General features: G+C 31.0%; 8 protein-coding genes and 2 pseudogenes. 7 read left to right on the top strand and 3 right to left on the bottom strand.

The genetic code is table 11. From position 1 onward, the window contains the following. Nucleotides 1–99: 99 nt before the first annotated feature. The 6 genes from cas10 to cmr6 are packed head-to-tail and all read left to right on the top strand — an operon-like array spanning nucleotide 100 to nucleotide 8,100. Nucleotides 100–3,057 carry a type III-B CRISPR-associated protein Cas10/Cmr2 gene (gene cas10 / locus COB47_RS00655; protein ID WP_013289505.1) on the top strand — a complete coding sequence of 986 codons (2,958 nt, stop codon included), beginning with the start codon at nucleotides 100–102 and terminating at the stop codon, nucleotides 3,055–3,057. 25 nt (nucleotides 3,058–3,082) lie between these two features. Next, on the top strand, nucleotides 3,083–4,339 hold the full coding sequence (locus COB47_RS00650; protein WP_237698938.1) for a type III-B CRISPR module-associated Cmr3 family protein: 1,257 nt from the start codon (nucleotides 3,083–3,085) through the stop codon (nucleotides 4,337–4,339). A gap of 2 nt (nucleotides 4,340–4,341) precedes the next feature. Next, nucleotides 4,342–5,577 carry a type III-B CRISPR module RAMP protein Cmr1 gene (gene cmr1, locus COB47_RS00645; RefSeq protein ID WP_013289503.1) on the top strand — a complete coding sequence of 412 codons (1,236 nt, stop codon included), beginning with the start codon at nucleotides 4,342–4,344 and terminating at the stop codon, nucleotides 5,575–5,577. A 28-nt stretch (nucleotides 5,578–5,605) separates the two neighbouring features. Continuing rightward, a complete protein-coding gene (gene cmr4, locus COB47_RS00640) occupies nucleotides 5,606–6,661 on the top strand; it encodes a type III-B CRISPR module RAMP protein Cmr4 (RefSeq protein WP_013289502.1) in 1,056 nt (351 codons plus the stop codon). 19 nt (nucleotides 6,662–6,680) lie between these two features. Beyond that, nucleotides 6,681–7,052, top strand: a complete 372-nt coding sequence (gene cmr5, locus COB47_RS00635; protein ID WP_013289501.1) for a type III-B CRISPR module-associated protein Cmr5 — start codon at nucleotides 6,681–6,683, stop codon at nucleotides 7,050–7,052. Next, complete coding sequence (cmr6, locus tag COB47_RS00630) at nucleotides 7,030–8,100, top strand: type III-B CRISPR module RAMP protein Cmr6 (RefSeq protein WP_013289500.1); 1,071 nt, start codon at nucleotides 7,030–7,032, stop codon at nucleotides 8,098–8,100. Before cmr5 ends, cmr6 begins: the two co-directional genes overlap by 23 nt. Before the next feature lie 262 nt (nucleotides 8,101–8,362). On the opposite strand, the gene COB47_RS00625 is transcribed toward cmr6, so the two are convergent. The 3 genes and pseudogenes from COB47_RS00625 to istB all read right to left on the bottom strand — a co-directional run bounded on the left by COB47_RS00625 (nucleotide 8,363) and on the right by istB (nucleotide 12,484). Continuing rightward, nucleotides 8,363–10,945, bottom strand: coding sequence for a hypothetical protein (locus tag COB47_RS00625; protein ID WP_237698936.1), 2,583 nt, complete (start codon nucleotides 10,943–10,945; stop codon nucleotides 8,363–8,365). A gap of 24 nt (nucleotides 10,946–10,969) precedes the next feature. Beyond that, entirely contained in the window at nucleotides 10,970–11,521 is a 552-nt protein-coding gene (locus COB47_RS12405) for a hypothetical protein (RefSeq protein WP_237698935.1), read from the bottom strand. Nucleotides 11,522–11,739: 218 nt separating this feature from the next. After that, nucleotides 11,740–12,484: pseudogene (istB, locus tag COB47_RS00620) on the bottom strand (IS21-like element ISCsa9 family helper ATPase IstB). 84 nt (nucleotides 12,485–12,568) lie between these two features. Here istB and COB47_RS00615 point away from each other — a divergent pair. Beyond that, a pseudogene (locus tag COB47_RS00615) lies at nucleotides 12,569–13,812 on the top strand (IS256 family transposase). Nucleotides 13,813–13,978 lie beyond the last annotated feature (166 nt).

Genomic DNA, 13,978 nt, shown 5'->3' with positions numbered 1-13,978 from the left:
TCTGTTGATTTATTTCACATATATGATATAATTATACAAAATCTTTCTTTGTCTGTCCAAACATGTTGAAATTTATCTAAAGCTTGAAAGGTGATCAAAATGAGCATATGGAAATTAAAACTGAAAGCCTTCTTGCATGACCCTCTCGATAAGCAATGGATACTTAGCTTTGATAATGATGATCCCAACACTAAAGCTCAGCTCAATATAGATAAATTTACTTGCCCAAAAAACAAAAATCACAAAGAAGCAATCCACGAAATAGTAGCAGAAAAATTTCTTAATTATATTCTTCCTGGAGAATGTATAGAGGAATTATTACCAATCATTAAAATTGCAGATAGAATTTCTTACCCGATGAATGAAGTATTAAGTGAAAAACTTAAAAGTAAAACAGAAAAAATTAGAGACCATAAAGATATTTGTTTTCGAAATATTTATATAGAAAAGCTTGAAGAAAATGTGATTTGTAAAGATTTTGAAAATAAGCATCAAGAACTTGAAGAATTTTTCAAATTATTGGGAAATATTTGTTCTGTGCTAACCTGTAATGATGATAAAGCAAAATTAGCCTTTTTACTTCTCTGGCTGTATGTTCCCGATTTATTCAAATGGGTAAATATCCACCCAGCAGATAGTAGAATACCTTCTCATTCAATTTACAACCATTTAGTTCAGACAAGTGCTATCACAACAGCCATTGTAGATGTTGATAAACTTTCCTCGGGAGATTTAGTAGGTAGTATCCCAACATTTTTAATTTTTACTATTGGTCCTGTTCAAAGCTTTATTGCAACAGCACGTAAAACTCAAGATTTATGGGCAGGAAGTTACATTCTTTCTTACCTTACATATAAGTGCTTAGAGCCTCTGATAGACCAACTTGGACCTGATATTGTAATTTATCCTAATTTGAGAGGGCAACCTTTAATAGAAAAAAGATGGCTTTATAAAACTTTTGAAGACGAAAATGATTGTCTTGAAAAGATTATCAAATTGCTGAAAGGAATATACTGTAAAGCGGAAAATGAAGATAACAGTAAATTGTTAATTGCAAATATTCCCAATCGATTTTTGGCAATTATTCCTTATAGCAAAAACACAATTGTTGAGGAATGCAAAAAAGCTCTAGAAAATGCACTTAAAAACTTTGCCAAGAAAATCGTAAATTTTATCAAAAAACAACTTTCAGAAGAAGAGGAAAATAAAAAATTTGTTAAAAATCAGCATTCAGATGAATTAGAAATCAATCCCTCTATTTGTGATGAAATTGAAACTCAACTTTTGTCATATTTTCAAGTTTATTATGCAATATTACCTTGGACTACTAATAAATGCAACCTGCAAAATTCTGGCAAAATTCCTGGTGGACTAACAAGCGAAAATGTATTTCATGACCATAAAATTTTATTTGAAGAAAGCGAAATTCGAAATTTAATAGAAGAAATAATTAGAATTGAGCAAGGGCTTGAAAATAAAGAAGATATTGATTTTTCTAAGGTTGGCATAGGCAGGGCATATCCTTTGTTGATCGATCTTTTAGAAAAACTTTTAGGTGCACGAAAAAGTGTTCGAGAAATTAAATTTATCCCCTATTATAATAGAGAAAAATGCCATTTGTGTGGCGAAAATGAAATAGTTTTTTTAGCTAAGGATGAAGAGAAAAATAAACTATATTGGCACAAACTAAGAGAAAAAAACCCTGGTCTTTTGAAACAAAATGAAAGGCTTTGTGGGGTATGTTTATTTAAAAGACTTTTTCCAAAACTGCTTGAGGAAGAATTTGGTTTTGAAATTTCATCATTCCCATCTACTTCAGAAATTGCTTGTATACCAGTCAAAGAAAAACTGTTAAAAACTAATCCAAAATTTATTGAAGAATTTATAGAGAAATATAACCAATTTAAAACGCAGATAGAATCAAGTGGCAAAAAATTTCCTTCATCTGAAACAGTACCTGCTTTGAAAAAATTTTTTGGTACTAAATACCAAGATTTCGCTTTTATTGATGGTCAGTGGCTTATGGAAGAAAGTTACACAAAAGATTATCTTAAAAATGAGTTAGGTATCGAAAATATTGATGAAAGCATTCTTGAAAATATGAGAAATTTTTTGAAAAGCGCAAACTTAAATTTTTCAAGATACTTTGCAATTTTGCAAATGGATGGCGACCATATGGGCAAATGGATTAGAGGATTTGGGAAAAGTGAGGGTGACAACATTGAATTTCCTACAATTGGCGAAACTATTCATCCTGATGTATATAATGAGTTGTTAAAAAATTCTAATGGTATTGAGGAACTTTTTAATAAAATACATCCTGCTACCCCTACATACCATCAAATATTAAGCAGTAGATTATGTTCTTTTGCCCTATATGACGTAAGAAAAATTGTTGAAGAAAAATATTTCGGAAAATTGATATATGCGGGTGGCGATGATGTTTTAGCATTGCTTCCTGTAAATACTGTTTTAAATTGTGCGTATGAACTTCAAGAGCGATACAAAAAAACAGTAATCTCCCGGGCTACAATGAGTGCAGGAATTGTTATAGCTTATCATAAATATCCTTTATCACTTGCTTTAAAAGCAGTAAGAAGTGCAGAAAAAAAAGCAAAAAATAAGCTTGGCAGAAATGCTTTTTGTGTTCAGCTTATAACCCACTCTGGCGAAATTAAAGAATGTGGTGGCAAATGGGAATTAGTGGAATTTATAAATAAGGTAAAAAATGAATTTCAAAATGGTTCAGTCCCTAAAGTTATTTGCAATCAAATTATTGAGGTTATAAATCGTTTATTAGATACTGAAAAGGAATATGTTTCAGAGGAAATAGTAGATATTTTAGAACTGGAAATAAAAAGGTTGTGGAAAAGAAAGAAGAAAAATGAAGATAAAAAATCTGTCTTAAAGATAGAAGATATAATTTATTGTTTTAGAAAATGTATAACTGAAAAAGAGGAGAATTGCAATAAATTCAAAACACAAAATATCTTAATGTTTGGTTATCTTTTTGCTTTAGCAAAATTTTTGACAGGTAAGAATGATCTTGATTTATAAAATTATACCTGAGGTGGTTTAAATAATGATGCTAAAATTTGAATTTGAACCTTTTGATGTTTTGTTTTTTGGAAGTGGAAAAGCTTTTAACAGGGGAGATGATGCAAGTTCCATCTTTCCCCCGTTTTCGCATACCTTTGCCGGAGCAATATCAAAAAAACTTGCAACTTTTCTCAATATAGAATCTTCAAAAGTAATAAAATATATATATGGTCCTTTTGTGAAAAGACTTACAGAAACATACAATGAAGAAACAAACTCATGTCAGAAAAAGGAAACTATATTTTTTTCTATACCTTCAAATATATACACTGCCAGAAAAGAAGATAATCCTAATTTTTTCTGTATATTAAAGCCGTTAGAAAATCGAGCATTGAAGTTATTTTTTTCTAAAAATACTAACAAGCCAGATAAAATCTCTACATTTTGTGTTTACACTAAAGATGAAACTGAAATTGAACCTTTTACTGGGTTTATTTCAATAGAATATTTAAAACATTGGTTAGAAGGTTCGTTAGAAAATAAACTTTCAAATACAAATATTGATATTGAAAACAAAAAAAATATTATTAAGCTTGATGAGATATGCCAAAACGATAACAGAATTGGTATAAAAATAAATCATAGAGATGGAACTGTTGAAAAAAAAAGTGGTGTTTACAGAGTATCTTTTAAAAAGCTCAAAATTGAGCCTGCAGAAAAGTTCTCATTTGTTGTATGGGTAGAATTTAATCTTGAAGATGAAAATCTCAAAAAAACTAATTTAGGATATGAGCAAATAAAAGCAATTTTTGAAAAATCACCACGTGTACTGAAAGTTGGTGGTGAGTCAAGAATAGTATCTTACAAGATTGAAGAAGTGTCTTTTTTTGATGAAATAAAAGATCTTCTTAAAGTTGAAAATACTTTTGTTGGATTTTTAAAGTTTGAGAATAATAATTTATTAATATTCCCAGAATTCCCAGGAAAAATTATAGAGATACAAAAAGATGAACAAATTCAAATTTTATTTCTTACCCATGGGGTATTTGATAACTTTTTGCCAGATTTGCTCGACAAATGCGGTTTTAGAACTATCACCATGACAATGAACAGTTGTCTTAATATAACACTATATTCATCAAAAAATACAAGATTTTTCTCAAAAGCAATTCCGGCTGGTACAGTAATTTGGGCTATTGCTGAAAAAGATATTGAAATTTCATCAGGAAATATTTCATCTTTGCCAATAAATAGTTTTATTGGTTCAAATCTTGTTCTTATTAGAAAGGAGAAAACCTAAAAATGAGGGAATACAACTTTCACTGTGAAATTGTTACTCCTCTTTATATGTGTGGGAGTGAAAAAGAAAAATTAGAGTTAAGAAGTCAGTCTTTTAATGGGCTTTTTAGGTATTGGTTTCGAATTGGAGGAGGAGATTTAGAAGATGAAAAAAGAATATTTGGTTTTGGAGGAAACAATGGCAGAAAAGGACTTGTGCAGATAATAGTAGAACAAACTTCTAATAAAGATTCTTATCAAAGGAGCGAGAAACTCAACTTTGAGTTAAAAAAAGGCTTTGATTATCTGAATTATTTTTTAAGAAAACGAGAAAATTTTTGTTTTCAATGTGGACAACAGTTTAAGCTAACCTTCCGTTTTTCACCTTTAGCAACAGAAGATGATATAAAGAAGTTTTTTTGCAGTGTATGGCTTGCTATGAATCTTGGTAACTTTGGTGCAAGAGCAAGAAGAGGTTTTGGGTCTGTAAAAGTTAATAAAATAGATGGTAGTGATGAAATATTTAAATTCCTTGAATTTATTCCTACAGCACCTTTAAAAGATTGGTTTAATAAAAATCTTAATTCGATAAAAAGTATTTTGTTTTCAAAAGAAAGAGAGTCTATTCCTTGTTTGTTTAACAATAGTGTAGAAATATATTATCTCAAAAAAGGCAATTTGGAAGATTCATATAAAAAATGGGTCAGTGAAATATACAAAAACAAGAAAAAAAATAAATATATGCCTCATTTAAAAGCATTAGATTTTGAGCTGGGTAACCCTTTAAAAGCATTGTCATTTATGGGTTGTTTACTCATGGAATTTAGAAATTATTATATGCCTGATTATAAAAATTTAATTTCTGCAATTAAAAATCCTTTGTCGGCAAAAAATAATGGAATAACAATTGAAAGATCTGTGTTTGGTTTGCCTTTGCCTTTTAGAATTGGGAATTATAATTATTCTGTAGATGCCTGTTACAAACAATCACAAAACTCTAAAAGTAGACGGGCATCACCTTTGTGGTTCAAAATATTATTATTAAATTCTCCCTCAAATTCTTCAAACAGTGTTGAATGTTTGTTTATAGTAATGAAGTCTGATTTTTTACCAAACAACATGGAAATACTTTTAAATATTCAAAATAATAAAAATAATGAAAATAATGAAATAAAATGTTCAACAAATAATTGGAATGCTATAGATAGTTTTATTAATACCTTAAAATATTGTGATCTAATTGATAAATTAGACTTTTAATAGAGAATAAAATTAAAGGAGTGGTAAAATGTTCAAAGATGTAATCTTGGCAACATATTATTGTGAAACTCCTCTACATATGGGTTCTGGACAAAGTATATCATACGTAGACCTGCCAATTCAAAGAGAAAAACACACAGACTTCCCTGTTATCTGGTCAAGCAGTATCAAAGGTGTTGCCCGAGATAAAGCTTTGAGAAGCGGATGGAGTAAAACAAAACTTTTATATATCTTTGGTTCTGAGGCAGAAGAATCTTCTGATAATTTAGTTGCATCATGTATAAGCTTTACTGATGCAAAAATACTTTTTTACCCTGTGCGTTCAGCAAACGGCATCTTTGCTTGGTTAACCTGTCCATTTGTTATAAAAAGATTTATCCAAGAAATGGAATATACTGGTATTTTATGCGATAATCCTGATATATTAAAAGCAATAAATGAGTGGATTACTTCTATAGAAACTCCTATATCTCAAAACAAAGTAGTGTTGATTGATGAAAATAGCTGTATAAAAAATTCTTCAGAAAAAGTAATGCTGGAAGAATTTGAATTCTCATCAGAAGTTGTAAGCAATGATAAAATTATTGGCTTTTTTAAAGAAATTCTCCCAACAAATACACTCACAGAAGAACTTGAAAAGAGATTAGCAATAGTTTCAGACAATATTTTTTCAGCTTTTGTTAAATATGCTGTTGAAATTAGAACTCGAATAAGAATAGACCAAATAACAGGTGTTGTTGACGATAAAGCACTATTTACTGAAGAACTTTTGCCTTCAGAGAGTATTTTTTACGGTTTTATTTTTTCAACCGACCCGTTTTTTGGTATTGGTAATGATTTATACAACAAATTGAAATTATCATCTGTCGATTGGGAAGAATTGGGTAGTTCTGTTTCCACCGAAAAGTTAAACATATTAAAAGAAGCAGCTGGAGAAAAATGTGAAGACAGGTATTTGTCTTCTCAAGATGTTATAAATCAACTTAAAAAACTACTTGACAATGGACTTCTTCAACTTGGTGCAGATTCAACTCTTGGAAGAGGTTTTGTAAAGGTAAAAGCTACTTCAAAACTCCAAGGATAATCAGGAGGTAGATAGCTAAATGAATATAAAAAGCATAGAACAAGAAATGGCTCAGTTTTGTTTCAATGAAATTTCAAGCTATAAAATCAAATTAGATAAAAGTGATGAACTTTTAAAGTTTAAATCTGATATAAGAAGACTTCCTGCTATGATAACCAATAATGGTCTTCTGGCAACCTTAGTATTTTTTAAAAAATCTAATGAAAATGTTTATAATATCATAAATGGCTGGTTTTCAAACAAGCTACAAAATATTGATTTAATTGAATATTTAACTAAAGAAAATTATGAAGATCTTCTTTTTAAAACCTCCGAAGTTCTTAAACTTGCTAATTGGTTAAAAAGAATTGTTGAGGTGGAAATAAAAGATGTCAAAACAACAGAAGAGTAAAAATTTGAAAAGTGATCAACAAGCAAATCGGCAGTTAAATTCAGCTATAGCAGAGTGGGATAACTTTTCACTTGCTTTTTTAAAAGGTGTTTCTTTTGAAATACGCAAAAATAAAAATTTTGATCTTATAAATCAAAAAAGCAAAAAAGTATACTTACAATCAATTTCTATTAGCAAAGCAAAAGAAAAATTACCTCTTATTCAAAATCAAATAAATTACAAATTGAAAAGTATTGAAGAATACTTGCTTGCTAATCACTTTTTAAAGGTTATTGATATTAATATGAAAAATATATCAAGACTCGTTGTTGGTTTAGGTTCTGAACATGTATTCGAAACATCCTTAACTCTTGATTATATTTGGGGAATTCCTTATATACCATCTTCTGCTGTTAAAGGTGGATGTAAGGCTGCTGCATTCTGGGAAATAGTTTCGTTAATATTAAATAACTATGATAAAAAAGAATCTCAAAAAGAAATTTCTCAAGACGAAATTAATGAAGTAGCAAAATATGTTTTCCAAAACTTATATAATGAAGACATTTATTTTGAAAACTATAAACTATTAGATCTTAGCGATATTAATAAAAGAATTTTACTATATAAACTTATATTTGGGACAAAGAATTTTGAAGGGTTATTTACATTTTTAGATGCATATCCTCAAAATCTATCGGAATTAACCTCTATATTTGAATTAGATATAATAAATTCCCATTACCCTGATTATTACAGCAATCCTATAAACAATCCAGCTGGGGACTGGTACAACCCACAACCTGTTAACTTCTTAGCAGTCAAACCAGGAATTGAATTTAAATTCATTGTGTTTTATGACAAACACCGGGCCGAGAAGTTAGTAGAATTTTTTGAAACAAAAAGCACATGTGAAACAAAAAGCATATGTTTTGAGCTAATCCAATTACTAGAAAAAGATAATTTTAAAATCTTTAAAAACATAATAAAAACCGCTTTAAACTTTTATGGCATAGGTGCAAAAACACGATTAGGTTATGGTTTATTTGAAGAAGTTCGTAGAGATAACTAAAAAAAAGAAGAATTTGAAGGATACTATGCTATTTTTGTAAGAATGTACAAAAATTGCCGAAGAAGATAATAAACATTATAAAGGACTTTGGAATATTAAAATACAGACTACATAGGTGAAACAAATAAGTGATTTTCCACTATGACTTTTTGCTAAAACTAAATAGCCTGCAATCCTTTCTTCCTAAAGAATTGCAGGCTATTTTTATTTCAATCATCTGCAAAAGTCAGTAATATTTTTAATTACAATCACATTAACCTACTTAATTGTTGCAAAAAAATTTTTGAATTATATAGTAGCTCTTTTTAAGTCGCCAGGAAAAATTGACATCCTCCCATTTACTTAGCGGAAAACTTATAAGCTTTTCATTTTGTTTTAGTAACACATCTTCAGTTTTTCCATTTTGAAGTAGTATAAAATAGAATACAAAACTATCTGTTTTTGATGTTTTTAGCATATCCCTTCCTGGCTGATAAATTGTTCTGCTATCATCCAAAACAGTCCTGCTTGAAGGATCAGAGACGTTCAAAAGTCCCCATGGTATACGAACAAAAACAGTGTTTTTATCTATATACCATGTACTTTTAGAATCGTCGAATTTACCTTTTGGAAGTATACTAAAGTTATGATATATTGCAGGTATTCTTTTACCATCCTGTGTAACTCTTTCTTTGTTTATTTCAAAAATGATATCTTCAAATTTCCCTGAATAAGATTTTACTGATGAATACCTTGATTTCGCCCAATTGTAATTTGGTATTACCTGAAGTTTTGTTTCATTTGAGGATATCTTCAATAAAAATTCTATACCCGTTGGAAGATTTATTTTTTTATCACTCTGGACAACAACAAACTCTCCTCTTTGCCTGTCATATGTGTCAATACCAACCAAAAGACTTGTACGGCTCGAAAATTCATTACTTAAATTAATTCTTAAGTACAAATACTCTGGATTGGATGATATCTCTATATTTTTTACCCTTTTGCTGTCTGAAACTTTCACTTTTTCATCCGGAGGCAGAGATTCATTTGCTAAAATCCCATAATTTTGTTCCGGGTCAAGCTTGTTGTGCCACAGAACATGTCTGTCGTATGGAATCATAAAAGGTTCTGTTATCCATGTCCTTTTTGCCCACTCATCCATCCACTCGAAAATTATACCACCCATATAACCTTCTTTTTTGATTACTTTCATCATCCTTACAATTCCTTCCCCCTGTGTCTTTTCGTCAATTCCTCCGTGATGGTATCCGTCTGGATTTTTATGAGCTACCCCAACAGAGGTTGAAAGCCCAAACTCTGCTACAAGTATAGGAAACTTTTTATGAGCTGTTCTAAGTTCCCTTAAATATCCACCATACAAAAATTGCCCTTTTTCATCTCTATATGACTTGTACTTTTCTTCATTATTCATAAAATCAGGGTAGTTAGGATATATGTGATATGCTATAAACAACCCCGCTTTATTTTTCTCACCAATGTCAAAATCGTCAATTTGAATCTGTGCTTTGTCGTTGTATTCTAAATCCTTCCTACCTTGAGCGTTGAACTCAGACGGATGGTTAATCGGGTCAAGAGTCGGCCAAGAAACTATACCAACAGGGTGTTGCATTGAATACTTTCTGGTTTCATACTCAAATGCATAATCGCAACACATACCAAGCCAAACTTCCGATGGACTCCCCTTAACCTTTACATATCTGCCACTATATTCGTTAATATTATTTTTTCTGTCGGTTTCAATAACCTCATCAGGTTCAAGTTCTCTTCCAAGAAGTATTGCAATTGTATACATTGAAACATCAAAATTATATTTACCATATGCCCTACCTGTTCTTTTTGGAATATCAGCATTGCCATGCAGTGCATCAATAACATGTTCTATCTCTTTTTTAAATTCTTCAGTATATGATTTGTTGAAATAATTTTTATCAGGCACATTTTCGTCAGGCCATATTTCTTGCAGAAGATACACCTTTTTGGAACTTTTGAGATTAAAAACTTTCAAAGCTTGATAAAACTCCGGTGGTGCAAGTGTGTAAAGCCTTACTGTGTTTGCATTCATATCTGTTATCATCTTGAACCACTGGTAATATATATTCGGGTCATCTGGCATCTGTGTAAAATACTTACCAGGAAGTGCCAAACCCAAATTTACTCCTTTTATAAAGAATTTCTCCCATTTGTTTTCATCGTATATAACTAATTCCTTGTTCTTTATACTTGACTTTAAAGTAAGACCATCTTCATTAGCAAGTTTTTCTACCAAATCTTTCTGAATATTTTCTTTCTTGCTTGCCTCAGCTATAATTTTTTTCATTACAGGTACATATACCTTCCAGTAAAATGCGTCCTGAAAACCACTCTTTTCAAACGTAAATATTTGATGAAGTTTGTCTGCTATGTTGTAAAAATATACACCATTTTTTATTTTAAAATCAGCAAAATCTCCTGCAAAATAATATGAAGTATACTCGTTTGATCCATTTTTCAAAATTGCAGGAAATATCATGGGTATATTTAAATTCTTCAGTCGCTGCTTGCCTTGCTGTGTGAGATTCAACTTAAAGTCTGCAATCTTCTGAGCACCATTTGGTTTTACAATCTCAAACCAGTAATAAAAGGCAACATTGTTGCTTGCATTGTAATAATCTCTGTAATTCTTATAAAACTCTATTGTAATAGGTCTTTTTGAAAAATCCTTCCCTTTTTCTAAAACCACAATATCTCCTGACTCAGACAAAATAATAATGCCTGGTCCCTTGAAATTCCATTTTGTTTTGTATCTATTCTCAAAAAGTTCAACAATAAAATCTGGTACTTCAATCCCCTTGCTCAAATCCAAGTAATATCTTCCATACCAACCAGTCTACTCTACCCCAAAAATATCCTGAAGTCTTTCAGACACAGCCTTTTCAGTAGGATACTGGAATATATTAAATTCCCCTACCAGGATATTATTTTTAAGACTTGCATTGATATATAAAAGGTCGTTTTTAGTTATTCCACCATATATAAGTTCAGATTTTGTGTCAAGTTTTGAATTTTTATTTAAATCGTCTTTGTACACACCATAGGCATCTGTAAGATAAATTATATCTGGATAATATTTTTGCTGTATATCCTTAAAACCAATATCTCTTATTCTGTAATTTTTTGAATCGGGATGAAATCCGAAATAGTCTTTTTTTAGATTATATGGATTTTGATTTTTATCTTTTATTTTTTCAAAATTGAAAATCCAGAATAGCCCACCGTGTTCTCTAAAATCATTCTGGGGTACTGTTTTATCAACAATCCACATATTTAGCAAAATTGCAGGTTTTAAAAACCATACAATTACAGGAACAACAAGCAAAACTGCAATTATAATGAAAGCTGCAGTTACAACAACTCTCGACTTTATTCTTATTCTTCTCATCACCTTTAACCTCTCTAACAAAAAATTTTTGGGATATGATATATTTACCCAACTTAATACTTCTTCTAAATACTATCTTTAATTTCATCCATTGTAATGATAGCCCTGCACCAATATTTTTCATCGATAGTAATCTGAAGTAAACTACCAACCTGTTATTGTCAATACCTTTTCCCCACTTTTGATAATATTTTTTCCCCACCTGTTTTCAAAAAAATTTAATTATCATTATCTAACTGATTTGACTCATTCTTGGAATCATCTGTTAAAGCTTTTATAGCACCCTCTCTTTGCTTCATCCTATAACTTTCACCTTTGATAACTACAAAATGACAGTGATGTACAAATCTATCTAAAATCGCTGTCGCTAAAACTGGATCATAAAATATCCTCGGCCACTCTTCAAATACCTTGTTTGTAGTTATTATTTATCGATCCTCTCTCATACCTCTTCGATATTATCTCATAAAAATCATCTACACTGCTTTGATTAAATTTCCGCAAACCCAGTTCGTCTATTATCAAAAGGTCCACATTAACATAGTTTTTTAACTTTTGTTGATACGAATTATCAGCCCTTGAAATATACATCTCTTCTAACATCTCGTTTGCTGTGGTAAACAAAACTCTATATCCAAGTGCTACAGCTTTAAGTCCTATTGCTATTGCAAGATGTGTTTTCCCTGTCCCTGGCGGTCCTATGAAAGCCACATTCTCTTTCTTGTGGACAAATTCACAGGTCGCCAAATTGTATATAAACCTCTTATTTATCGAAGGCTGATAACTGAAATTGTATTCCTCTAATGTCTTGTGCCATGGAAACCTCGCTTTGCTTATCCTCTTTTGATTACTGTTTATTCTCCTGTTACTCACTTCATCATTTATCAATATCTCAAAAAACTCTTGATACGAAAAATTATTCTTGATAGCTTCCTCTACTCTTAAATCAAAACTTTTTATTATCCCAGATAATTTCGGGAGTTAAAATAAAATTGTGTCCACTGTATAATTAGTATTGAAATAATCATCAAAGGGGGCTACTTAAGAATGAATAAAAACGAAATTATTGAGACTGCTAAAAACATGGCAAAAGAAGCAAGTATTAAATATGTATTGCTTCCTGTGATGATCCTAACCGCCCAGCTCTAAAACAACTAAAAGTAAAACTTGCTCGATTGCTTTATGTTATCGGAAAGAGCAGTATACCTTGCTAAAAATGACAATGACAAAGGCAATGGTTTTTATTGAAACAAAACTTGCAACACCTGCCTCAAGTCTTGAAATCTCTGTCCCTCGCACACGCTACTTCCAATTTCCGACCTTCTATCCTCTTCTTCCCGCTACAAAAGAGTTGATAGTTTTCCTACTTACCTGCTTATGTCGCAAGTATGCCAATGGTTATTCTTGAGCGTTCCCTTGTTCAAACTTTGAAAGCTTTGAATCTTCCATATTCCGAAAATGAAATACTAAAAATCAAAGAAGACCTTAAAAATGAGCTTGAGTTTCCCAAACAAAGAGAACTTACCTGCAAGTGCTTTTGCTCTTATCATCGATAGTTATTCAAAAGTAAAGTTAAGGATCATTCTAAGGTTAAACAAGCTACTTGTTATGTTGTCCTCGGCATCGACTTAGAAGGTAAAAAAGATATTTTTGGTATTCTGCCCTTTCTTCGGCAAAGAAAATAAGGCTTACCTGGATGAAAGTTTTTGACGATTTAATTACAACAGGTCTTAAAGAAGTTTTAATTGTCATAAGCGATGACTTTCCTGGTATTATAGATGCTGTCAAACTTGCTTACCCTCTTGCTGACCTTTAGCTTGCTTTTGTCCACCTCCAACAAAATAGCAGAAAACATATGACAAAAGATAAAGCTTTCCGCTTTTAACAAGAGTTAAGAACAAACTTAGAATTTCTTCCTCCGATTTTTTGATTGAGCTGTACTGAAATTTAAAGAACTTTGAGATGGATACCTTCCAAAATATCCTCGATTTTATTGCTGCAATATCAGAAAAAGCAGAGTTTTATTCTGTCCATATGAAATACCCTGAGGAATTAAGAAATCTCTTTCTACAAACACCGCTTTATGTGTAAATAGCATGATTGAGAAGGCAAGAAGTAAATTCAGGTGGATACTTTAAGCTGCCTGTGTCTTAGAAATTAATATTTACTTACAGCGAGAGAACTTACGCCGTACAAAATGGAAAAATGGAGTTCCCAGTATTAGAAAATGCATTAACAACATAACCCAACTTTACAATTTACGTTATAAATTGGAGACACAAAATTCTTGACAAGTCTCTCATAGTTCAGATAAAACTCATCCGGAATAACAGCATCAATCATTAAAATCTTGTGTTTACATCCCTCATAGTTCAGATAAAACCGTCAGCACAGGCGTTGTTACAGCAACTTAAAGTTGAGTTTACATCCCTCATAGTTCAGATAAAACATAAGAGA

Source organism: Caldicellulosiruptor obsidiansis OB47 (genome assembly GCF_000145215.1).
GTDB lineage: Bacteria > Bacillota > Thermoanaerobacteria > Caldicellulosiruptorales > Caldicellulosiruptoraceae > Caldicellulosiruptor > Caldicellulosiruptor obsidiansis.
Note: the sequence above shows the minus strand (reverse complement) of the source record. Positions and strands in the feature narration are given on the sequence as shown.

What these genes read in the sequence shown, in the direction of transcription:
- cmr1 (WP_013289503.1), top strand. Translation starts at nt 4,342, where the DNA reads ATGAGGGAATACAACTTTCACTGTGAAATTGTTACTCCTCTTTATATG.
- cmr6 (WP_013289500.1), top strand. Translation starts at nt 7,030, where the DNA reads ATGTCAAAACAACAGAAGAGTAAAAATTTGAAAAGTGATCAACAAGCA.
- cas10 (WP_013289505.1), top strand. Translation starts at nt 100, where the DNA reads ATGAGCATATGGAAATTAAAACTGAAAGCCTTCTTGCATGACCCTCTC.
- COB47_RS12405 (WP_237698935.1), bottom strand. Translation starts at nt 11,521, where the DNA reads ATGAGAAGAATAAGAATAAAGTCGAGAGTTGTTGTAACTGCAGCTTTC.
- cmr4 (WP_013289502.1), top strand. Translation starts at nt 5,606, where the DNA reads ATGTTCAAAGATGTAATCTTGGCAACATATTATTGTGAAACTCCTCTA.
- COB47_RS00650 (WP_237698938.1), top strand. Translation starts at nt 3,083, where the DNA reads ATGATGCTAAAATTTGAATTTGAACCTTTTGATGTTTTGTTTTTTGGA.
- cmr5 (WP_013289501.1), top strand. Translation starts at nt 6,681, where the DNA reads ATGAATATAAAAAGCATAGAACAAGAAATGGCTCAGTTTTGTTTCAAT.